A 22,897-nucleotide genomic window follows, 5' to 3' on the forward strand; every position below is an offset into this window, starting at 1 on the left:
CTCGATTATTCAGGCGTTACACTGAATGACGATACGATTGAAGCCTGTTTCTCAGGGAGCGGAGCAGTTGGACTGCTAGGAGATTTTAGCTCGCCATCTCGATTTACACGTCTAGCCTTCCTCAAAAATTACGCTTGCAAAGGAAAAAATGAAATCGAAGCTGTTACCTATATGTTCCAAACATTTAAAAACGTTCAAATTCCAATGGGGATCGTTGAAGTTGGCGAAGATAAAACCATTACGAAGCATGATAGTGGCGTCGTTTTATTTGATTACACGATTTACACTGCCGTTATGTGCTCTGAATCTCTTCGCTATTACTGGGTAAGCTACCAAAACATGCGTATTCAATGTGTGGATATGAACCCATTAATTGAGAAAAAACAAGCTGTTCAATTCGAATTAAATCCTGTAAATGACATCAAATATCTTAATTAATACAAAAAGAGCCTCTTTAGACAATCCTAAGAGGCTCTTTATTTGTTTAAAAGATTTCAAGACTCTCAAATCTTCATCGATAAATTTTTCTCATGAGACATACCTTATTCAAAATTATTCAATAACGCCACCTTCAACCACAATATTATCAGGCGTTGCCGCATCACCATAAACTGGCGCTAATGTTTCTTCATAATCGGCATGGAAGAAATCCTCTTTTCCAAGCTCTACAATCTCATTATTTAACCAGTCTAATAACTCATCATTGCCTTTTTGGACAGCTGCTGCAATCGTATCAATACTTCCTAATGATTCAACTCCAACACTAAATCCTTGATTTTCAAGTGCCCATGCTAATACTTCTGTATTATCAGTCGAAAGAGCATCTCCACGACCATCGAGTAGCGCATTATAGGCTTCACTATATTGATCAAATTTTAATAAATTTACATTTGGATAATTTTCAGTAAAATAAGTTTCTGCTGTTGTTCCTTTACTAACAATGAGCGTTTTCCCATTTAATTGTTCGACATCTGTAATTAACGCATCATCTGGAGAAACAACTCCTAGTGCCACTTTCATATAAGGTAAAGTAAAATCTACTTTTTCTTTTCTTTCCTCAGTCACTGTAAAGTTTGCCAAGATAATATCCACTTTATTAGACACTAAATATTCAACACGACTTGCCGCTTCAACCGGTACGTACTCAACTTCTACGCCAAGGTCTTGTGCAATTCGATTCCCAAAATAAACATCATAACCTTGATAATCCCCATTCGAATCAACATAACCAAACGGTTTTTTATCACTAAAGACACCAATAATAATTTTTCCACTCTCTTGAATCTCTTCAATACTTCTCGCTTCTGATTGACTAGTATTTGATTCACCGCATGCCCCTAAAATTCCTAACGTTAATAAGAAACTCATGAAACATAAAAAAACTTTTTTCATTCTAAATTCTCCTTTCATTCAAACGTGAACAGATTTAAAAATTGTTTAGCCCGATTCGTTTTAGGATTCGTAAAAAATGTTTCTGGATCACTTTCTTCAATAATCTGTCCTTCATCTAAAAAAATAATTCGATCTGCAATCGCACGAGCAAACTGCATTTCGTGAGTTACAATGACCATCGTACTTCCCTCTTTAGCAAGTGAAAGCATCACATCTAATACTTCTCGTACCATTTCTGGATCAAGCGCAGCCGTCACCTCATCAAATAATAAAATTTCTGGTTTCATACAAAGTGCCCGAACAATGGCAACACGCTGTTTTTGACCACCTGATAGTTGGTGTGGATAAGCATTTTTCTTTTCTAATAACCCCACCCGTTCTAATAATTGCTCTGCTTCTTTCACCACCTCGACCCTATCTCGATTTTGTGCTTTAATAGGACCTAACGTAATATTTTGCAACACATTCAAATGTGGAAATAACTCGTAACTTTGAAAAACCATACCAATTTTTTGTCTAACTAAATGCATCTTTTTATGCTGATTGCTAATCACCTCATCTTCTAATAAAATTTCTCCTGCTTGAATACTCTCTAATCCATTCATACATCGTAGCAATGTACTTTTTCCACAGCCAGAAGGTCCTAAAACGACGACGACCTCCCCTTTTTTTATCTCTAATGACAAATTAGAGAAAATAATCTGATTATCATAACTTTTTGTAATCTGGTCTAGTTTTAATATCGTTGAGCTCATCTCTTCACCTCACTCCTCCCAATGCTTTTCTAGTTTTGTTGCAGCCAATGAAATCGGATAACAGATTAAAAAATAAAGTAGAAAAATAACCCCATATATCCAAAGAGCTGCCGTCGGAACTGTTAGTCGTGAAGCCTCAATAATTTGTTGTCCTACCTTTACGACCTCAACGACTCCAATTAAAACAATTAATGAAGTCGTTTTGATAATACGCGTCACTAAATTAATCGTTTGTGGAAGTAATCGTCTAATCGTTTGTGGAATAATAATATATTGATAAATTTGACGCTGATTCAATCCAATCGCCAACGCTGTCTCATACTGATGTTTTGGGATTGAATCTAAAGCCCCTCGTACTAAATCTCCCATTTCAGCAATTCCCCAAAAAGAAAACACTAAAATAGAGGCCACTTCTCCTGATAAATTAATCCCAAAAGATTTACTCAAACCAAAATAAGCTAAAAACAATAAGACTAACTGTGGAACAATTCGAACCGTATTTAAATAAAGACGACAGATTAGACGAACGACCTTTGTCTTCACTCTCATCAACATCCCCATTACAAGGCCTAAAACAACTGAAATCATCACAGAAATCAAAGAAATTTCTAATGTCACTCCTAGTCCTTGTAACAATCGAATGAAATTTTTTCCTTCAAATAAAACATTAATTCCCCACTCCTCCATAACGCACCTTCTTCTCAATAACACTTAAAATTAATGAAATAGGTAATAACAGTACTAAATACGCAACAACTAACATCAACAAGGACTCGTCAGTTTTATAATAAAGCCCGATTAATCCTTTTGCTACATACATTAAATCTGCTAATGCAACGACACTAAAGACAGATGTTTCCTTGATTAAAAAAATCACATTTGCACTAAAAGCAGGCAGCGAGACTGCTACTGCTTGAGGAAAAATAATATAACATAAGACTTGCCATTTGGTTAAACCAAGGCTCAATCCCGACTCCATTTGAATGTCAGGAATGGACTCGAGTCCACTTCGAAAAGCCTCAGCCATATAACTCCCACCTAAAAAAGTTAATCCAAGTACTCCACATGCATATGAACTTAAAAAGATCCCTAACTTCGGTAATCCAAAATATAGAAAAAATAATTGAATTAATAACGGTGTATTCCTTGAAAGTTCTATATACATCCCAATCACACGTTGTAAAATTGGAATCTTATAATATCGAATTAAACAGCAGATAAATCCAACTAAAGTAGACAATAAGATTCCCAAAAGAGCGATACTCATGGTTAACTTAGCAGCCTCTACATACATCGGTGCATACGTTTTTATAAATTGAAAATCCATTATCTCCCTCCTAACTATAATCCTCTTGATATATAGTATATTAAGCCCAGAAAAATGTTCGTTAAAAATAAGAAAGTATTGAAATTAATCTACAAAAAGCTCTCAAGAACAATCTTGAGAGCTTTTTTCATTTTTTAAAAGTAATCTGAAAAATAAGGTGTCTGTTGCTCAATCGCATCCTCTAACATATCTAATGTCTTTGAACTACAACTCAAACGACCAATCTTATGAAGATAATCAGGACGCTTATATCCAAGTAACATCGTCGTCATGGTTTGGATATCAATGCGATCCCCTGTTTTCACACTGGTACGTTTGATTTTACCGACACCCTCCGTATCAATACTTAGCGTAAAAGAGCCTTGATTCCACGAAAGAAGCGGATCATCCATTGTAAAAGTCCACTCCCTTGCAATCGTATCTGGCTTAAATGGATATTGTTCAATAAATTTTTCTAAGTCAACAATTCGTGCCATAAAATACGGTGAAATGGTCTCTTTAATATCGGCATCCTCAAGTAAAAAAGCTAATGGTTCATCCGTATACGTATTTCCAATTACTTTTTTTATCATTGAAAAATGGGCACTAATAAAATTCCAAAGTCCCGTCCTTGCTTCCTCATTTATAAAAATCATATCTTTAATATTAAAAATTTCGTCCTTAATAAAATAAAGAATATACCCATCGGCAAACCCTGCTTCATTATAATAAATAGCCGCCATTAAATCGTCACTATCCCATAGAAAATATTCATTCCATGCTAAATCATCACGAAGTAAGGCACCATGAGTTTGATAAGCAAAGCGTTCATATGCTTTTTTAATTTCTTCACTTTCAGCATCCACACGTTCAACTTCCCCACTCACGCGTCGATGCTTAGGCAATTGATAATCATTAATTTCATACACAATCTTATCTGATACAATCTCCCATCCTTTGCGTCTGTAATAAGGAATAGAATACGGATAAAGATAAGAAATAGGTTGGTTATGATTTTTCATATGTTTTAACGCTTCTATTAGTAATTTATGCATCAGTCCTTGGTTCGCATACTCAGGATAAGTTCCAACCCCTGTCACGCCCCCCATATCATATGTCTGATTAAAAATACGGACACGCATCGGATAAATCGCAACTTGCGAAATCAATTGGTCCCGATCAAACCAGCCAATCACATCTGCTCGCTCAAGCGTTGGGGATTTAGCTCGAATCATTTCTTTTTCCTGCCATCCAATTTCTTGAAGTTCTTGGTCTGTCACCTGAAATACATATCTCAGTAATTGATTGTACTGCTCTAAATGCTCTAATCCAACTTTACTCATTTTCAACTGTTTTTTTCTACTCATAAATCCGTCTCCCTTTATTTTTTACTATCTAAATAGCTGTTTAGTCATCCTTATAAATCGTTTTAATCTTTTTAAAATAAAACAATACGATAATCATATTTGTTAAAGAAAAAGCTAAGAACATTCCCTGTTCTGCTGAAATATTAAAAATATTAAATCTTGAAAAAAGAACCGAAAAAACAATAACTAAAGGAATGAGTAAAACAATTTGCCTTACCACCTCTAACTGGCTAGCCTTTGCTTCTTCTTTCGATACTTGCATAAACGTAATCAATGTATAAATGATTCCCATAAATGGAAATCCCGCTACCATAATTCTAAGGATCGGAATCGCAGACTGGATTAAACTCTCATCACTCGTAAAAATCATTAATAACGGTCTCGTCCATAAGAGACTGACTATCGTGATTACCAAAGCATAAATTAAACTATAATTCACAATTTTTTGTTTCGCTATTCTCTCAGATTGATGGTTCTGACGCCCATGGAAATACGCAATAACAGATTGACTCCCCTGTGTTAACCCAATTAATGGTAACAAAATCACCGTATTTATATTATTACAGATGGCGAAGGCTCCAATTGACGAAACATATCCAAGTCCAATTAAACGACGATTAATAACAAAGCCACTGACACTATTAAGAGCTTGCATCAAAAACTGCACAAATCCAATTTTAATAATAGAAATCAAAATCTCTTTCGATGGATTAATAGTTAAATGGACCTTCTTCATCCACAGTTTTTTGTGCATTAAAAATAAAACGGCGCAACCAAAGTAGATGACACTACTTGTTAGTGTCGCAAAGGCAATCCCAATAAATCCAAGTCCTAAAATAAACGTAAAGAGCACGTTAAAGAACACATTACTGAGCGTTGAAATAACCCCGATAATAATTTCCATTTTAGGATAACCAAACACCCTAATCATATTAACTAACATATAACCGAGCGAATTAAAAATATTGAAAATTAGTGCCAAATTTAAATACTGTAAAGCATACCGTCTAACCTCACCACTCGCCCCTAAAACAAATAGCAACGGATCTTGTAATAAAAAAATTAATAGTGAAATAGCAATGCTAAACAATCCACAACCATAAAATCCAATCGTAAACGTTTCATTTACCTTTTCTTGATTCTTTTCACCTAATCGTTTCGAAACGACAATACTTGTGGATACCCCAAAAATCAGTTGAGCTGCTAGTAAGATTTGTAAGATAGGCGTTAAAAGCCCCATTGCTGACAAAGCAATACTACTCATACTTCCAAGGTGCCCCGCAAATGCTGTATCAATCATTGAAACGAATGACTCCAAAACTAAAGAAAAAATAGTTGGAAATGAAAATAGAACAATCAAATGTTGAATTGACTTATTTTCAAACAACTTTTCATGACTCATTGTATAACCCCTTTTTTTGCTAGAAAACTAAAATGCTCACTTTCTAATAATATTATATTCACTGTATTTTTTATTACCAGTTTTTTGACATCTATCATAAAAATCCCACTGACATATCTTTTCAGTGGGATTTTTATTTACTTTTCCTCAACTACTTTACGACCAACAAAATCAGCATATTGTGGTGTTCCTAAATGATAACCACCTGATACCTCCATAATATGCCCCGTTACATAAGAAGAATCATCGCTAGCGAAAAATAGAACCGCATTCGCCATGTCTTCAGGTGTTCCCATGCGATTTAAAGGAACATGCGATAAGAAAGACTTAATAAATTGTTCTGTCATATTATCAAGAGCTGCATCGGTTGCTGTTAAACCTGGTAATACTGCATTACATCTTATATTATAGCGCGCATACTGCATAGCGATTTGTTGAGTTATATTGTTAACGCCTGCTTTTGAAACACCATAACCAATACGAGAAATATCTGGGACCGTTCCACCAATCGATGAAATATTAACAATGCTTCCTTTTCCTTGTTTAATCATATGAGGAATCACCAGTTTAGAGATACGATAAACTGATCCGATATTCGCTTCTAAAATATCAAAAAAAGCTTTCTCATCTCCACTAACTAAATCTAAATCTACTTCCGGTCTTCCAGTTCCAAAATTATTAACTAAAATATCAATCTTACCTTGTTCCCTAATCACTTCTTCTACCATCGTTTCATAAGAATCAATGTTGTAGGCATCAAAAAAGACAGGCTTCATTTTCAAACCCTCTTTAGCCACTTCATCACAAATTTCTTGAGTGACCTCTAAACGACGAACTCCCATATAAACAATGGCACCCTCACCCGCTAACTTCTTAGCACACGCTAACCCAATACCTCTTGTTGAAGACGTGACAAGAGCTATTGCATTCTCTAATTTTCGCATAAAAAAACCTCCAATCTAATCATTATAATTGATATTATGGAGGTTTTTTATACTCGATTTTTTATAACGTTACTTATATTGACTATCTCATTTCGCAAAGATACAAACCCAGGAGTGATAATAGCTTACTTCGTAGAGCCAGTCATTTACTGAAGACCACTTCTCGCAGTAGCTCATAACCAATCAAGTTTCGCCTGTAGCTCACTTTATTGGATGAGCCTTGCATGGAGTGCGCTTATTCACACCAAAATTTCTTCTAATATTGGTCTCACGCAAGTGGCTTCATGCCATTTAGATTTCGCTTTTCAGCTCATCTTCATGGTGAAGCTGTTGCATAGAGTAGTGCTAACTGCTTACACGTTTTTACGTGTAAGCAGAGCCACTACTTCTACGTGACTTGTCTGAGGGAACATATCTACAGGTTGTGCGACTTCTAGTTGGTATCCACCGTCTACTAGAATTTTAATGTCGCGAGCTAGTGTTGATGAATCGCATGATACGTAGACGATGCGTTTTGGTGCTGCTTCTAGCATTGTGTCTAGTAATGTTTTGTCGCATCCTTTACGTGGTGGATCGACGACGATGACGTCTGGAACGATTCCTTGTTCGATCCAAGCTGGAATAACTTCTTCTGATTTTCCTACTGCAAATTCTGTATTTTCGAATCCATTTAATTTAGCATTCATGTTTGCATCGGCAATGGCTTCAGGAATGATTTCAACCCCATAAACTTTTTTGGCATGTTGTGCTAAGAATAATGTAATCGTTCCGATTCCACAGTAAGCATCGAATACGATTTCTTCTCCTGTTAGTCCTGCAAATTCAACGGCTTTAGAGTAAAGTGTTTCGGTTTGAACAGGGTTAACTTGATAGAATGAACGTGGTGAAATGGCGAAACCAATTCCGTTCATTTCATCATAAATATATCCTTCACCGTAAATGATGTTTGTTTTCTCACCTAAAATAGCATTTGTTACGTTTGGATTAATATTTTGAGCAATAACTTTAATCTGAGGGAATTTTTCTAATAAGCGTGACACAATACGATCCATATTAATGATTTTCTCTTTACGTGTCACTAAAATAACCATAATCTCATCCGTCTTAAATCCTGTGCGCACGATGACATGGCGTAAAATACCAGTATTCGACTCCTCATTATACGGACTTAGTTTTAAATCACGACAAATTCCACGCATCTCATGAATAATTTCATCTGAAATTTCAGTTTGAATTAAACAATGACGCATATCAATAATCTCATGGCTTCGTTTTTGATAGAACCCAGCCACTACATCACCATTAGCTAAACCAAATGGCACCTGCGTTTTATTACGATAACGCCAAGGTTCCTCCATTCCGATGGTCGGTAAAATATTCGCATCTTCAATATGACCAATGCGTTTGAACTGATTTACAACTGTATCATATTTCATTTGAAGTTGTCCTGGATAATTTAGATGCTGAACTTGACATCCACCACATTGTTTATAAATTTTACATGGCGGCGTCACACGGTCAGGACTCTCGACAAATAAATCAACTGCACGTCCAATGGCATACGTTTTTTTAACTAATGTTACTTTCATATTAACTTCTTCGCCTACTAGTGCATTTGTCACGAAAATAGGGAAACCATCAATTTTAGCAACACCTAAACCGTCATGTGTTAAACTTTCAATTTTTACATCATAATATTCATTTTTTACTACTGGTACACTTTTTTTCGACATTTTTCTATCACCTTTATTCACAAAGAGAGGGAGACTAAAATAAGCCTCCCCTGCCTTTTACTATTTCCAATCATATTTTCCTGTCTCAGGATTTAATGTTCCCCAACTTGGGTACTCTGCAATACTTGAAGGTTTAATTTCTTTATCTACTTCTAGCGTTGGAATTTCACCTAATGCTTCTTCTTGTTCTGCAGTTAACTCTGTTAAAGCATCCACACGTTTTTGAAAAGCGGCTGCTTCTTCAGGATAACTCGTTTGCATATAAGCGATATTTTTGTTAGCACGCTCAATATTAGCTACTGTAGGATATTCTTCAGCATATCCTACAACTTGCTCAACAATTGCAACGTCATGTTGTTTAATATAATCTAATTCTTCTGCACGATTTGTATCAACTAATGTCTTAGGATCTTCATTTGCCACAACTAATTGGAAGTTATAGGCCTGTGAAGAATTTGCATTAGCTTTATCCATTGCATCGATTAAATAATCTGAAATCTTCTCAGTGTTTGCCTGAGCAGTCGTAAGTGCTGTTGTTGAATCAACACGAACATCAATATAAACAATCATTCCTTCAACCGTAATATTAACAGATTGTACACCGGATAGACCACTTCCATAAGACTGTGCATCATTTATAATTGATTGATCAATTGTCACTAAACCATCTAAACGGTCACCATATTGCGGTTTTCCTGCTGCTTTAGTGGGTTCAATATAAAAATAACTGATGACATTGTAAGCAAATAAAACCGTTACAACCGCTAAGACTCCAATAAAACTATATAAGGCAATCTCATTTTTACTACGAGCTTTCTTTCCTTTAGACGTCTGAGTCTTTGGTTTTTCGTTCGTTGTGTTTTTCTTTTTCTCTGTTGCCATACGATCACTCCCTTTTCATGATTTGTTTATAAGTATCATCTTAGGATGTTATGATTTTTTTCATTTACAACTTATTATACCACACGTCGGCTTAGCATTCTGCAAAATGTTTTGCAAGACCACCTTGTGCTGTTTCACGATACTTCGCCATTAAGTCGTGACCTGTCTCTTTCATGGTTTGCATCACTTGATCAAGTGTAATTGTATGATATCCATCTGTTAACATGGCATATTTAGCTGCATCATAGGCACGTTTAGCTGCAACCGCATTACGCTCAATACAAGGAACCTGAACGTAACCAAAGACAGGATCACATGTCATTCCTAAATGATGTTCAAGTCCAATTTCTGCTGCATACTCACAATGTAAGTTTGAAGCCCCTTTTAAATAAGCAACAGCTGCTGCTGCCATTGAACAAGCAGAACCTACCTCACCTTGGCATCCAACCTCTGCCCCTGAAATTGAAGCATTTGTTTTAATTAAGTTTCCAATTAATCCTGCTACTGCTAATGCATCAACTAATTGATCATCACTATATCCTTCAAATTGTTGAAGAGCAAATAAGGTTCCCGGAATGACACCAGATGCTCCACAAGTTGGAGCCGTTACAACAACATCTCCACTCGCATTTTGTTCAGACACGGCTAAAGCATAAGCATAAATTAAAACTGATAAATCTTCTGGCATTGATTTAGCATGCTCATGAAACTGTTTAGCACGACGTGGATAATTTAGTTTTCCAGGTAAATTTCCCTCAGCCTTTAAACCATTCTCTAACGTTTCACGCATCACCGTTAAAATCTCAACTAAATAAGGTTTAATATCCGATTCATGCTCATAGACATAGTCTGCTAATGTCCAATTTTTCTCTTCACACACTTTTAAAATATCAGCCATTGTTGAATCTGGATAAGCCGCTACTACTTCATTGCGCCCTTGTCCTTCCTCAATAATTGATCCTCCTCCAACAGAATAAACAGTCCAATCTCCTAATGCCTCACCTGCCTCGTTATAAGCAATAAATTGCATGGCATTTGGGTGGAATGGACGGAAGTCTTCTGGACGCCATGTAATTTTAACAGGCTTTGGATCCATAGTTTTAATAATGATATAGTCAGTTAGGTGCCCTTCACCTGTTGCCGCTAAACTTCCATATAAAACTGCCTCATAAGATGAAGCCTCTGGATAACGTCCCATAAAAACTTTTGCTGCACGTGCTGGACCCATTGTATGAGAACTCGATGGTCCATTTCCCACTTTATATAATTCACGTAAACTTTCCATATCTTTACCTCTTTCCTTACTAAATGTCCGACAATGTTGTATACCTCAAAGTTTTCTATACCAATAAGACGTTAACAAATTCTTCCTCATCATCTTATTATAAGCCTAATTCAATTTTTAATTCAAGCATTGCATCACGTAACGTTGCAGCTGTTTCAAAATCAAGTGCTTTAGCAGCTTCCTTCATTTCTTTTTCTAATTTAGCCATCAGTTTTTCTTTATCTTTACGCGACATTTTCTTATCATATTTAGCTTCTTTCTCAACAACCTCAGTCGCTCGAATCACATCTCGAACATCTTTACGAATTGTCATTGGAATAATGCCGTGTTCTTCATTGAAATTCTCTTGAATTTCACGACGACGACTGGTTTCTTCAATCGCACGTTGCATTGAACCGGTCATCTTATCTGCATATAAAATAACACGACCATCTGCATTACGCGCAGCACGTCCAATCGTTTGGATTAATGAGCGATCACTACGTAAGAATCCTTCTTTATCTGCATCTAAAATAGCGACTAAGGATACCTCTGGAATATCAAGTCCTTCACGAAGTAAGTTGATTCCGACTAAAACATCATAAGTTCCAACACGTAAATCACGAATAATCTCAATACGCTCAAGCGTCTTAATTTCAGAATGTAAATAAGCGACTTTAATTCCAAGTTCTTTTAAATAATTCGTTAACTCTTCTGACATTTTAATCGTTAATGTTGTCACTAAAACACGCTCATTTTTTTCAATACGTTTATAGATTTCACCCACTAAATGATCAATTTGTCCACGACTTGGATGAAGCTCAATAATTGGATCAAGTAATCCAGTTGGACGAATAATTTGCTCAACCACTTTATCTGTACGGGCTAACTCATAATCACCTGGTGTTGCAGAAACATAAATCGCCTGATGAATTTTTTCTTCAAATTCATTAAATTGTAACGGGCGGTTATCAAGAGCTGAAGGTAATCTAAATCCGTGATTCACAAGCGTCTCTTTACGCGCACGGTCACCATTGTACATTCCTCTGACCTGAGGTAGCGTCACATGTGATTCATCCGCTACTAACAACCAATCATCTGGGAAGAAATCAAGTAAGCAATACGGAGTTGCTCCACGTTCACGAAGTGATAATGGACCAGAATAATTCTCGACTCCAGAGCAGAATCCCATCTCAGCCATCATCTCTAAATCGTAACGCGTACGTTGCTCAATTCGTTGCGCTTCAATTAACTTTTCTTCCGACTTAAAATATTCAATTTGTTGCTCTAATTCTTCTTCAATATTCTTAAGAGCGATTTTCATACGCTCTTCACCTGTTACGAAGTGAGAAGCTGGGAAAATGACAACATGTTTACGTTCACTTAACACTTCACCCGTCAACGTATCAATTTCACGAATACGATCAACTTCTTCTCCAAAGAACTCAATACGAATCGCATTCTTCTCTGTTGCAATCGGTAAAATTTCTACGATATCACCTCGAACTCTAAACGTCCCACGGTGGAAATCAATATCATTACGCTGATACTGAATACGAACAAGCTCTTTTAATAAATCATTACGTTCCATTTCCATTCCGACACGAATCGAAACCATCATACTCTTATATTCTTCAGGATCTCCAATCCCATAAATACACGAAACTGAAGCAACTACAATTACATCATTTCGTTCTAATAAGGCAGCAGTTGCCGAGTGACGTAATTTATCAATTTCATCATTTGTCTTCGCATCTTTTTCAATAAATGTATCTGAAGATGGAACGTAGGCTTCTGGTTGATAGTAATCATAATAACTAACAAAATACTCAACCGCATTATTCGGGAAAAATTCTTTTAATTCACTATACAGCTGACCAGCCAATGTTTTATTATGCGCCAGTACTAAAGTTGGCTTATTAACAGCTTGAACAACATTTGCAATCGTAAATGTCTTACCCGTTCCAGTTGCTCCAAGCAAAACTTGTTCTTTAACTCCATGCTCAATATTCTCAACTAGTTGCTTAATTGCCTTTGGTTGATCACCTGATGGAGAGTATTTCGAAACAATTTCAAACTTATTATTTGGCATTAAACGTCACCTCACATTATCCCCATTATATCATACCTAAAACACACGTACTATCTCTATATACAAGACGATAAACAATTCATAGTATTAAAACGACTTACTACCCTAATCCTTTTAATACTAATTCATCTATACTATGGAATTCATGTTTTTCCGTAACTGATAGGAAATAAGATATTCTATCTTTATACTAAAATTTTTTGACCTAGCAGTTAAAAATTATTTAACAAACAAAATGCTAACGTCCAGTATTCAAACACAATCCCTTTATCTCATTATTAAATCTTTCCACTTTTAACATTACTTTAAACCTTTTTCGTTAACAAAAAAACTCACCACTTTTATGTGGCGAGCGTCCTTGTTATTCTTGTATTAAAACTTCAAGTGCTGTTTGTAATTGAGTATCATATTGTTTATCACGAACTTTATTACGTAAAGCTAATGTTAATTCACTTGCTGTTTTATTATCAATAATTCCTGTGACTAGAATTTCATTATCTGCTTGGAAGTTTTCAACAGCTGATACTGTTGATTTATCATAATATCCATCATGGCGTCCAACTTGATAACCTAAGGCTGTTAAAATATTTTGTGCATTCGCTATAGAACTATCTACCATGTCATACTCTAAAGATTTTCCATCTGTTAAGTAGACTTGATAGTAGTAATAAAATTCTGGCGCTTCAACAACTATAGTAGGTTCTACCCCTACTTCGTTAATCCAATTTCCATCTGGTGTTTTCCAAACTTGTGTTGTTAATTTTAATGAAGAATGATCATCAAGTGGCATTGAAACTTGAACGGTTCCTTTTCCATATGATGTTGTTCCGATAACGGGATATCCGCCTGCCTCTTTCATCGCAGCGGCAAATATTTCGGATGCAGAAGCACTTCCTTCGTTAATTAACGTAACAACTTCATAATCTTTCCCCTCAGAACTTGTCATATATTGAGTTCCTTTACCTTCACGATTTTCAATCGTTGTAACGACTTTGTCTGGCGGTAAAATATAATCAACCATTTCAACAACACTTGTTAAATATCCTCCTGAATTGTTACGTAAATCAACAACTAAGGATTCCATTCCTTGATTTTCAAGTGACTCAATTCCTTCTTTAAACTCATTCGCTGTATTTTCACCAAATGTTGTCACCTGTAAATATCCAATCTTTTTATCTCCAATGGTCATTAATTCAGTTTTAACTGTTTCTTGTTCAATTGCGCGTCGTTGGACTTCAATATAAATTAATTCCGGATTATCGTTACGTTGGATACCTAAAGTGACCGTTGTATCCACAGGGCCTTTAATCTTATTAGTTACTTCTTGTAAGTTTTGTCCTACAACGTTCTCGCCATCAATTTCAACAACTAAATCATTGGCTAAAATCCCAGCTTCATCTGCAGGAGAATCTGGAAATGGTGACACAATCATTGTATAACCATTAATACTTGTTACTTCACAGCCAATACCTGAATAAGTTTCTTCTAGATGCTCAACAAAGTTTTCGTAGTCACTCATCGTAAAATACGTAGAGTGTGGATCATCTAATGAACTAATCATTCCAGAAATAGCCCCATCAATTAAAGCTTGATCATCACCATCATAAAAATAATAATATGTTTTCAATGCGTCATAAACTTGAGTAACTGAAGATGTTTCACCGTAATTAGAAGGTGAGACAATCGTTTGTACTTGCGTAGCAGGTTTAAATACTAACGCTAAAATTAAAGTTACGACTACACCTAGACTAAAGCTTCCAATGATGAGAAACGTTTTATTTCGTTTCATCATATCACTCCTTTTCCATTCAACGGAACGAATATAACCTCTATAGTATTTCCCATCTATTCCAAATAATGTAGACTTTATCGGTTTATCTTTATTTTATCAATTTTTAGTAACATTGTCATGACTATAAAATGGAATAAATTAGATTAAAATGAGGAAAAGACGTATAAAAAGACTAAATCTCCATTTATAAACACATTCTTATTTAATAGTGTAAAAAAAAATGAGCCAATTGGCTCATCTTTTTGTTACCATCTAGATGGGAAATTAATATACTTACGTGGATTAACCGCATAAGGATAATTATAATAACCATCATACATTTCAAAGTGTAAATGGGCCCCAAAGGAGTTACCAGTGTTCCCCATGGTTCCAAGTTGCGTCCCTTGATTTATCTGTTGTCCGACAGATACTAAAGGTTTTGAGTGCATATGTGCATAAACAGTTGTAATTATTTTTCCATCCATATTATGTGAAATCATAACATGCCATCCATAAGCTGCATGCCAGCCTGAACGAATAACTGTTCCAGATGCTGCTGCTAAAACTGGGGTTGATGTATCACCTGAGTTTCCTAAGTCAATTCCAGTATGATTTGAATAACACATAAACTCACAACTTACATATCCTGTTTTTAATGGAATAATAAATCCGCCTGATGTCTGAGAAACTAATAAATTCTTTTGTTCTTCTGCAATTGCAATAATTTCAGCTTGAGATAAACGTTCACTCTCTAATTCTTGAATTTGCTTTGCAATAGCTGCCTTCTGGCTTTGAAGTTTTTCTTCATAAGCCTCTAAATTTGAACGCTCTTGTTCTAAACTTGCTTTGCTTGCAGCTAATTCTTCCTTTTGAACTTTAAGAGAAGATAATAAGTTTTGTTGTTCTGACACTAAAGATTTTAATTGATCCATTGCCTCTGCATCACTTTCAGCAAAGTGTGTCACAACACGTAAGTTTTTAATAAAATCAACGATACTTGTTGATTGAGAAATAACTTCTAAAATCGTATTTGTACGAGATAATCGTTGTGAAACTCGCGCACGCTCACCTACAATTTCTTTCAATTCAGAAATTTGACCCTCTAGTTGCTCAATTTGATTCTCACTAGTCGAAATCTCACTTTCTTTTTGTTTAATTTGTTGCATATAAGAAGAAATCGCATTCTCTGTCATCGAGATTTTATCAAGTATTGCCCCAATATCTTCTTGAACGGCATTCAATTCCTGCTGTGCATCATTTTGTTGATTTTTAATATCTGAAATTTGACTTTGGGCCTGGTTAATTAATGCATCACATTCTTCAGTTGTTGTACATGTTGTTGTTGCCTCGGCAGTTAAATTCTGCTTAGGTGCAAAATGCAATGCCGTTAACACGGTTAAGCTAATTAAAAGTTTTTTAACCACGAAAGTTCCTCCTTCCTCATTTAATCATTAAATTTTTAATGAGTAACGAATTACGGCGAAGAAACTTCCGATTAAACTAATAGCAATTGAAATAATTCCAATTCCAAATGATAAAGTATACACTAACGGAAGTGGTGCAGTTAATTGGAACATTGGAATGACTAAGACTCCACCAAATAATTCATATAAGTATTGATATCCAAAAACTGTAAACAAAATCGGTCCAATAGCTCCAAGCACCCCAATAATTAACCCTTCTACTAAGAATGGTACAGTAACATGAGTAGCAGAAGCCCCGACTAACTTCATAATCTTAAGCTCATTTTTACGAGCATAAATTGTTAATTTGATTGTATTTTGAATTAAAAAGACTGCTAATACTAATAATACTACTACAATCCATGAGAATGATTCACGAATCATTTTTGTAATATTAGCAAAAGCTGCTAATGATGATTCTTCACCATAATCGACATAGCTAATATTAGACATCTCTTTAATTTCTTTAGCAACTTGATCGACATGATTAACAGCGTCGGCTGATACAACTAATGTCCCAACTAATGGATTTTCATCGCTTGTATTTTCAAAGAAAACAGCTAACTCTGGATCATCGTTACCAATACGATCGATAAAATCTTGATAGTTTTGCTCTTTAGTTGTGTACTCAACATCAACTACATAAGAGTTTTGTTCTATCGTGTCAATTGTAGATTGAATTTGTTCTGGTGTTGCCACTTTATCAAATTCAACAAAGATTTTAATTTCATTTTCTAATTGCTCTGTAAATTCATTTGAATTATGAGCAAATAAAACAAATAATGAACATAAACTTAAAGTAATCGTTAACGTAAAGATTGAAGAAATCGACATAAATAAGTTACGCCAAATATTCTTTAATCCATCACGAATATAACGGAAAAGTTGTCTAATTAGCATCATAATATCCCTTCACCTCATCACTAAAAATTGTTCCATGATCAACGGTTAGGACACGACAATCTGATTCAAAAATCAACTCATGATCATGCGTCGCCATAATAATCGTTTTACCTTCGCTATTTAATTTTTTAAGAATAGAAACAATTTGTTCAGAATTTTCAGGATCTAGGTTTCCTGTTGGTTCATCGGCAATAATAATCGCTGGATTATTGGCAATCGCACGAGCAATTGCAATACGTTGTTGCTCTCCACCAGACAACTGATTTGGATAGAAACGCATTTTACTTTTTAATCCAACTAATTCGATTGCTTTAATTGCTTTTTCACGCACCTCATTTGCTGGAAGACCAATGGCTTCTAAAGCAAATGCAACATTTTGATAAACCGTTAGTTTCTGTAATAATTTAAAATCTTGGAATACGACTCCAATTTCACGACGTAATTTTGGTACTTTGAATCGACTTAACTTTGTCACATCATGACCATTTACTATAATTTGTCCACCTGTAGCTTGTTCTTGACGATTAATCATTTTCAAGAATGATGACTTACCAGCACCACTTGGTCCGATTACAAAAACGAACTCGCCACTTTCGATATTTATATTAATATTATGAAGTCCAATAACTCCATTCGCATACTTTTTATTTACATTTATAAATTCAATCATAATCTCCCCACCTATCTCTTGTAGAATCGAATTTATTATAACATACTAATCGACACTTACATTTTTTATACGACAATTGCCAACAAATAACAAATGTTATCCACATCTTTGTAAAAAAATAATAACAATAATAATATTTTAGCATACAAAGAGAGATAATAGTATAATATGTCGACGATTTCCCTTCAACTTTTACACTGTTTACATATTATCTTTATCTGTTTAACCATAAAGAGTTTTTTTTGGGAACAAAAAAGCATCTTTTCCTATTTGAAAAGATGCTTTTTATATTAAGCTGGATAAACTAAGTTCTCTTCTTTAATAACATTTAATGTATTTTCAAGGAATTTTTGGGCCTCATATTTAGCCATTGGCAAATTCATATCTAAATAGTTTCCACAGTCACGAGCACTTGCTCCTGGAACTTCACCTTCATAAGTCGCAACAAATTCAAAGGTTTCCTTAATTAAATCTACAACGTCACCTGATTTTAAATCACCTTTTAAAATTAAATAAAACCCTGTACGGCATCCCATTGGGCCAAAATAAATGGTTTGCTCAGCTGCCGTTGCATGGTTACGTAAAAACGTTGCTGCTAAATGTTCAATTGTATGAATTTCAGCGTTATTCATAACAGGCTCACGGTTTGGTAATTTTGTACGAATATCAAAAGTTGTCACAACTTCTTCTCCAATGACATCTTGACGTGAAACATAAATTCCACGTAATAAATCTTCATGATTTACAGTAAAGCTAGGAATTTTCTTCATTTAAAACACACTCCTTTGACTAACACTATCTCATTGAAAGACTTAACCCCCTCTGAACTTCATTAGTTAAGAAGGGGTTATTCTTATTAAATTATTATGCCTCATCTACTATACTTTCGTCAAATCATGATGAAGTATTAAATTGAATATCGTAAATAAGCATCAATAAATCCATCTAAGTCTCCATCCATGACTGATTGAACGTTCCCTACTTCATATGAAGTACGGTGATCTTTAACTAGTGAATACGGGTGGAAAACATATGAACGGATTTGACTTCCCCATCCAATCTCTTTCACTTCACCACGGATTTTTGCTAACTCTGCTTCTTGTTCTTCAAGCTTACGTTGATATAATTTTGATTTTAACATCTCCATCGCTGCTTCACGGTTTTTAATTTGTGAACGTTGATTTTGACACGTTACAATCGTATTCGTTGGAATATGAGTAATACGAACAGCTGAATCAGTTGTATTAATATGTTGTCCACCAGCTCCACTGGCACGATATGTATCGATTTTTAAATCTTCTGCACGAATTTCGATATCAATATCCCCTGAAAATTCAGGCATCACATCACATGAACAGAATGAAGTATGTCGTCTCCCTCCTGAATCAAATGGTGAAATACGGACTAAACGATGAACACCACGCTCTGCTTTAAAGTATCCAAATGCATTTGTTCCTTTAATTTTAATCGTCACACTCTTAATTCCGGCTTCTTCTCCGACAAGGTAATCAAGAACCTCGATTTTAAATCCTTTACGCTCAGCATATCGAGTATACATACGATATAACATCTCAGCCCAATCTTGAGATTCTGTTCCACCTGCCCCTGGATGTAACTCTAAAATTGCATTATTAGCATCATAAGGTCCACTTAATAAAATTTCTAATTCAAATTTGTTTAAATGTTCCGAAACTTCTTCAATTTGTGATTCTAATTCAGCTTGTAAATCAGCATCCGGTTCTTCTAAAATTAATTCAAATGCCACGGCCAACTCTTCTACTTCGCCTTCTAACGAGTAAAATGTATTAACTTTATCTTTAATTGCATTCGCTGCATTAATAACTTCTTGGGCCTTACGTTGGTCATCCCAAAATCCTGCTACCTGCATTTGATCATCATACTCTTTAATTTCCGCTTCTTTTTGCTCAACGTTCAACGAATCTTTAAATTGATTGATACGCTCAGACATTTTCTTAATCTCTGATCTTATTTCATGAATTTCCATTATCGTCACCACTTCTTCATGTCAACTTTTATTAACTTATGCATCATTTAAGAAAACTTTAATGAGACTATAGTTCTACTTTATATCAAATTATTTGAATAACCAAGACTATTCTTCAATCTCTATCTTATTAATCGTTTGGTAGATAGTAATTCCTTCTTAAACGAAAAACAAGTTCAACTGATATTTAAAACATCAGTTGAACTATGATTTCAATCTATCCAATTAGTGTTCTTGTCCACAACATTGTTTATATTTTTTCCCACTACCACATGGACACCCATCATTGCGTCCCACTTTATCAGCTTGACGTGTTACCGGGCGTTTTTTCTCTTCTTTTCCACTATTTGTAGCTGTTGGTTTCGCTACTTCCTCACGTTGTAAGTTTTGGCGAATCTCAGCACGTAAAATGTAACGAGTGACATCATCTTCAATACGTTCAATTAAACGATTGAACATTTCAAACCCTTCAGATTGATACTCATGAAGTGGATTAATTTGTCCATAAGAACGTAAATGAATTCCTTGGCGAAGAGCATCCATTGCATCAATATGATTCATCCAATGCGTATCAACAACACGTAAAACAATAACTTTTTGGAACTCATGGAAGATTGATGGATCAATTGATTCCTCTTTTTGACGGTAATTATCCTTCACAAGAGTTGCAATATATTCAATCATCTCACTTGTTGATTTTCCTTCAAGCTGAGATTTTTCTACATGATCAACTGGGAATAAGTTTGTATTTAAGTAGTTTAATAACCCTTCATAATTATACTCAGTTGATGATTTAGCATCAGAGGCTTCCGCTGGAGCAAATTGTTCTACTAAACGTGTGATTGAAGAATCAATCATCGCAAAGATTACTGATGTTAAATCTTCAGTTTCTAAAATATCTTGACGTTGCCCATAAATCACTTCACGTTGACGACGGATAACATCATCATACTCTAATAAATTTTTACGCATATCATAGTTATTACCTTCAACACGTTTTTGTGCAGATTCAACGGCTTTTGTTACCATTTTACTTTCAATCGGTTCATTTGGATCCATTCCTAATTTATCAACCATTTCGTGCATGCGATCAGAACCGAAACGACGCATTAATTCATCTTGGAATGATAAATAGAAGCGTGTATATCCAGGATCTCCTTGACGTCCAGAACGTCCACGTAACTGATTATCAATACGACGAGACTCATGACGTTCTGTCCCGATAACAGCTAATCCACCTAAAGCCTTAATTTCATCTGTTAATTTGATGTCAGTCCCACGACCTGCCATGTTTGTTGCAATCGTAACAGCACCTTTTTTACCAGCATCCATAATAATTTCTGCTTCACGCTCATGGTTTTTCGCATTTAAAACGTTATGAGGAACCCCTTTACGTTTTAACAACTGAGAAATATATTCTGATGTTTCAACTGCAACTGTTCCAAGTAATACAGGTTGTCCTGTTTTATGACGATTTACGACTTCCTCTACTACCGCGTTGAACTTTGCATTGACATCTTTATAAACTAAATCTGGTGCATCAATACGCGCGATTGGACGGTTTGTTGGCACTTCAACAACCATCATATTATAAATGTTACGGAATTCTTCCTCTTCTGTTTTAGCAGTCCCTGTCATCCCTGATAACTTATTATATAGACGGAATAAGTTTTGGAATGTAATCGTTGCTAATGTTGAAGTCTCTTGCTTAATTTGAACATTTTCTTTAGCTTGAATCGCTTGATGAAGACCTTCTGAATAAGCACGTCCTTTCATCAAACGTCCTGTAAACTGGTCAACAATTACGATTTCTCCATCTTGAACCACATAATCAACATCACGTGTCATAACAAAGTTTGCTTTTAATGCATTATTAATATGGTGTAATAATACAGCATGTTTAATATCATATAAGTTATCAATGCGGAAAGCACGTTCTGCTTTTTCAATCCCGCCTTCATTTAACTGAATATTTTTCGTTTTAATATCAATATTATAATCTTCTTCATCACGTAATGACTTAACAAAACGGTCAGCTAAAACATAAAGATTGGCTGTACGTTTTTGTCCACCTGAAATGATTAACGGTGTACGAGCCTCATCAATTAAAATTGAATCGACCTCATCGACAATCGCATAATTTAATTTACGTTGACACATTTGTTTTGCATAAAGCACCATATGATCACGTAAATAATCAAATCCTAACTCATTGTTCGTTGAATACATGATATCACATGCATATTGAGCCTTCTTCTCTTCAGAAGACATTCCAACTAAATTTAATCCAACAGTTAAGCCAAGCCAACGGTATAACTCACCCATTTCACGAGCATCACGACTCGCTAAATATTCATTGACAGTAATGATATGAACCCCTTTACCAGATAACGCATTTAAGTAAGCTGGCATCGTAGAAGTTAATGTTTTTCCTTCCCCAGTTCTCATTTCTGCAATATTACCACCATGTAATGCAATTCCCCCAATAATTTGCACTTTAAATGGTGTCATACCAAGCACACGTGTTGAGGCTTCACGTACAACAGCGAAAGCTTCAACTAATAAATCATCTAATGATTCACCTTTTTCAATTCGCTCTTTAAACTCTAATGTTTTATTTTGAAGTTGCTCATCTGTTAATTGTTGCATATGTGGTTCTAATGCAATAACCTCATCTGCTAATTTATCAGCACGCTTTAATACTTTGACACTTGGGTCTAACATTTTTTTAATTGCTGCAATCATCATCATCGCTCCTTGTTTCTATATCGTCACTAAAAAATTAGCTACATACCTTTAAATATAATATTAAATAAGTGTAAAAAATATCATTTGAAAATAATTTATTAATTTGTATATTGTTTACAATTATTTTATTAACATAATGTTACCACTTTTAAGAGAACATGTACATAAAAAATCACCCCCCCATTTGGGTAATTTACGTA

19 protein-coding genes are annotated in these 22,897 nt (G+C 35.1%); 1 reads left to right on the forward strand and 18 read right to left on the reverse strand.

Annotated elements, in window-relative coordinates; all coding sequences use genetic code 11:
- Positions 1-438 (forward strand): linear amide C-N hydrolase (locus HMPREF9402_RS00065; protein ID WP_009606113.1); only part of this gene is annotated, 438 nt, incomplete at its 5' end.
- Positions 439-552: 114 nt separating this feature from the next.
- On the opposite strand, the gene HMPREF9402_RS00070 is transcribed toward HMPREF9402_RS00065, so the two are convergent.
- The 18 genes from HMPREF9402_RS00070 to secA all read right to left on the reverse strand — a co-directional run bounded on the left by HMPREF9402_RS00070 (position 553) and on the right by secA (position 22,697).
- Positions 553-1,392, reverse strand: a complete 840-nt coding sequence (locus HMPREF9402_RS00070; RefSeq protein ID WP_009606129.1) for a cysteine ABC transporter substrate-binding protein — start codon at positions 1,390-1,392, stop codon at positions 553-555.
- A gap of 14 nt (positions 1,393-1,406) precedes the next feature.
- Entirely contained in the window at positions 1,407-2,147 is a 741-nt protein-coding gene (locus tag HMPREF9402_RS00075) for an amino acid ABC transporter ATP-binding protein (RefSeq protein WP_009606122.1), read from the reverse strand.
- A 9-nt stretch (positions 2,148-2,156) separates the two neighbouring features.
- Positions 2,157-2,834, reverse strand: coding sequence for an amino acid ABC transporter permease (locus HMPREF9402_RS00080; protein ID WP_009606117.1), 678 nt, complete (start codon positions 2,832-2,834; stop codon positions 2,157-2,159).
- Positions 2,815-3,474: an amino acid ABC transporter permease gene (locus tag HMPREF9402_RS00085; protein WP_009606130.1), complete on the reverse strand. Its 660-nt coding sequence runs from the start codon at positions 3,472-3,474 to the stop codon at positions 2,815-2,817. The genes HMPREF9402_RS00080 and HMPREF9402_RS00085 overlap by 20 nt, the downstream gene beginning before the upstream one ends.
- Positions 3,475-3,608: 134 nt before the next feature.
- Positions 3,609-4,820 (reverse strand): GNAT family N-acetyltransferase, encoded by a 1,212-nt coding sequence (locus HMPREF9402_RS00090; protein ID WP_006784637.1) that lies wholly within the window; start codon positions 4,818-4,820, stop codon positions 3,609-3,611.
- A 40-nt stretch (positions 4,821-4,860) separates the two neighbouring features.
- Positions 4,861-6,222 (reverse strand): MATE family efflux transporter, encoded by a 1,362-nt coding sequence (locus tag HMPREF9402_RS00095; protein WP_009606128.1) that lies wholly within the window; start codon positions 6,220-6,222, stop codon positions 4,861-4,863.
- A gap of 137 nt (positions 6,223-6,359) precedes the next feature.
- Positions 6,360-7,166, reverse strand: coding sequence for a 7alpha-hydroxysteroid dehydrogenase (gene hdhA / locus HMPREF9402_RS00100; RefSeq protein ID WP_009606121.1), 807 nt, complete (start codon positions 7,164-7,166; stop codon positions 6,360-6,362).
- 353 nt (positions 7,167-7,519) lie between these two features.
- Positions 7,520-8,899, reverse strand: a complete 1,380-nt coding sequence (gene rlmD, locus HMPREF9402_RS00105; protein WP_009606125.1) for a 23S rRNA (uracil(1939)-C(5))-methyltransferase RlmD — start codon at positions 8,897-8,899, stop codon at positions 7,520-7,522.
- A gap of 60 nt (positions 8,900-8,959) precedes the next feature.
- Positions 8,960-9,781 carry a hypothetical protein gene (locus HMPREF9402_RS00110; RefSeq protein WP_006784633.1) on the reverse strand — a complete coding sequence of 274 codons (822 nt, stop codon included), beginning with the start codon at positions 9,779-9,781 and terminating at the stop codon, positions 8,960-8,962.
- Positions 9,782-9,872: 91 nt separating this feature from the next.
- Positions 9,873-11,066 (reverse strand): L-serine ammonia-lyase, encoded by a 1,194-nt coding sequence (locus HMPREF9402_RS00115; protein ID WP_006784632.1) that lies wholly within the window; start codon positions 11,064-11,066, stop codon positions 9,873-9,875.
- Positions 11,067-11,163: 97 nt separating this feature from the next.
- Positions 11,164-13,137 (reverse strand): excinuclease ABC subunit UvrB, encoded by a 1,974-nt coding sequence (gene uvrB, locus HMPREF9402_RS00120; protein ID WP_006784631.1) that lies wholly within the window; start codon positions 13,135-13,137, stop codon positions 11,164-11,166.
- 361 nt (positions 13,138-13,498) lie between these two features.
- Complete coding sequence (locus HMPREF9402_RS00125; protein WP_009606124.1) at positions 13,499-14,926, reverse strand: S41 family peptidase; 1,428 nt, start codon at positions 14,924-14,926, stop codon at positions 13,499-13,501.
- A gap of 248 nt (positions 14,927-15,174) precedes the next feature.
- On the reverse strand, positions 15,175-16,332 hold the full coding sequence (locus tag HMPREF9402_RS00130) for a murein hydrolase activator EnvC family protein (RefSeq protein WP_009606126.1): 1,158 nt from the start codon (positions 16,330-16,332) through the stop codon (positions 15,175-15,177).
- A gap of 27 nt (positions 16,333-16,359) precedes the next feature.
- Entirely contained in the window at positions 16,360-17,274 is a 915-nt protein-coding gene (gene ftsX, locus HMPREF9402_RS00135) for a permease-like cell division protein FtsX (RefSeq protein ID WP_006784628.1), read from the reverse strand.
- A complete protein-coding gene (ftsE, locus tag HMPREF9402_RS00140; RefSeq protein ID WP_006784627.1) occupies positions 17,261-17,944 on the reverse strand; it encodes a cell division ATP-binding protein FtsE in 684 nt (227 codons plus the stop codon). Before ftsE ends, ftsX begins: the two co-directional genes overlap by 14 nt.
- A 290-nt stretch (positions 17,945-18,234) precedes the next feature.
- Positions 18,235-18,714, reverse strand: coding sequence for an S-ribosylhomocysteine lyase (locus HMPREF9402_RS00145; RefSeq protein ID WP_006784626.1), 480 nt, complete (start codon positions 18,712-18,714; stop codon positions 18,235-18,237).
- Between the two features lie 137 nt (positions 18,715-18,851).
- A complete protein-coding gene (prfB, locus tag HMPREF9402_RS00150; protein ID WP_006784625.1) occupies positions 18,852-19,949 on the reverse strand; it encodes a peptide chain release factor 2 in 1,098 nt (365 codons plus the stop codon).
- A gap of 225 nt (positions 19,950-20,174) precedes the next feature.
- Positions 20,175-22,697 (reverse strand): preprotein translocase subunit SecA, encoded by a 2,523-nt coding sequence (gene secA / locus HMPREF9402_RS00155; RefSeq protein WP_009606120.1) that lies wholly within the window; start codon positions 22,695-22,697, stop codon positions 20,175-20,177.
- Positions 22,698-22,897 lie beyond the last annotated feature (200 nt).

The sequence above is a fragment of the Turicibacter sp. HGF1 genome (assembly GCF_000191865.1).
Lineage (GTDB): Bacteria > Bacillota_I > Bacilli_A > MOL361 > Turicibacteraceae > Turicibacter > Turicibacter sanguinis.

Excerpts from the sequence above, each read along its gene's own strand:
- HMPREF9402_RS00070 (WP_009606129.1), bottom strand. The coding sequence starts at position 1,392 with ATGAAAAAAGTTTTTTTATGTTTCATGAGTTTCTTATTAACGTTAGGA.
- HMPREF9402_RS00075 (WP_009606122.1), bottom strand. The coding sequence starts at position 2,147 with ATGAGCTCAACGATATTAAAACTAGACCAGATTACAAAAAGTTATGAT.
- HMPREF9402_RS00080 (WP_009606117.1), bottom strand. The coding sequence starts at position 2,834 with ATGGAGGAGTGGGGAATTAATGTTTTATTTGAAGGAAAAAATTTCATT.
- HMPREF9402_RS00085 (WP_009606130.1), bottom strand. The coding sequence starts at position 3,474 with ATGGATTTTCAATTTATAAAAACGTATGCACCGATGTATGTAGAGGCT.
- HMPREF9402_RS00090 (WP_006784637.1), bottom strand. The coding sequence starts at position 4,820 with ATGAGTAGAAAAAAACAGTTGAAAATGAGTAAAGTTGGATTAGAGCAT.
- HMPREF9402_RS00095 (WP_009606128.1), bottom strand. The coding sequence starts at position 6,222 with ATGAGTCATGAAAAGTTGTTTGAAAATAAGTCAATTCAACATTTGATT.
- hdhA (WP_009606121.1), bottom strand. The coding sequence starts at position 7,166 with ATGCGAAAATTAGAGAATGCAATAGCTCTTGTCACGTCTTCAACAAGA.
- rlmD (WP_009606125.1), bottom strand. The coding sequence starts at position 8,899 with ATGTCGAAAAAAAGTGTACCAGTAGTAAAAAATGAATATTATGATGTA.
- HMPREF9402_RS00110 (WP_006784633.1), bottom strand. The coding sequence starts at position 9,781 with ATGGCAACAGAGAAAAAGAAAAACACAACGAACGAAAAACCAAAGACT.
- HMPREF9402_RS00115 (WP_006784632.1), bottom strand. The coding sequence starts at position 11,066 with ATGGAAAGTTTACGTGAATTATATAAAGTGGGAAATGGACCATCGAGT.
- uvrB (WP_006784631.1), bottom strand. The coding sequence starts at position 13,137 with ATGCCAAATAATAAGTTTGAAATTGTTTCGAAATACTCTCCATCAGGT.
- HMPREF9402_RS00125 (WP_009606124.1), bottom strand. The coding sequence starts at position 14,926 with ATGAAACGAAATAAAACGTTTCTCATCATTGGAAGCTTTAGTCTAGGT.
- ftsX (WP_006784628.1), bottom strand. The coding sequence starts at position 17,274 with ATGATGCTAATTAGACAACTTTTCCGTTATATTCGTGATGGATTAAAG.
- ftsE (WP_006784627.1), bottom strand. The coding sequence starts at position 17,944 with ATGATTGAATTTATAAATGTAAATAAAAAGTATGCGAATGGAGTTATT.
- HMPREF9402_RS00145 (WP_006784626.1), bottom strand. The coding sequence starts at position 18,714 with ATGAAGAAAATTCCTAGCTTTACTGTAAATCATGAAGATTTATTACGT.
- prfB (WP_006784625.1), bottom strand. The coding sequence starts at position 19,949 with ATGGAAATTCATGAAATAAGATCAGAGATTAAGAAAATGTCTGAGCGT.
- secA (WP_009606120.1), bottom strand. The coding sequence starts at position 22,697 with ATGATGATTGCAGCAATTAAAAAAATGTTAGACCCAAGTGTCAAAGTA.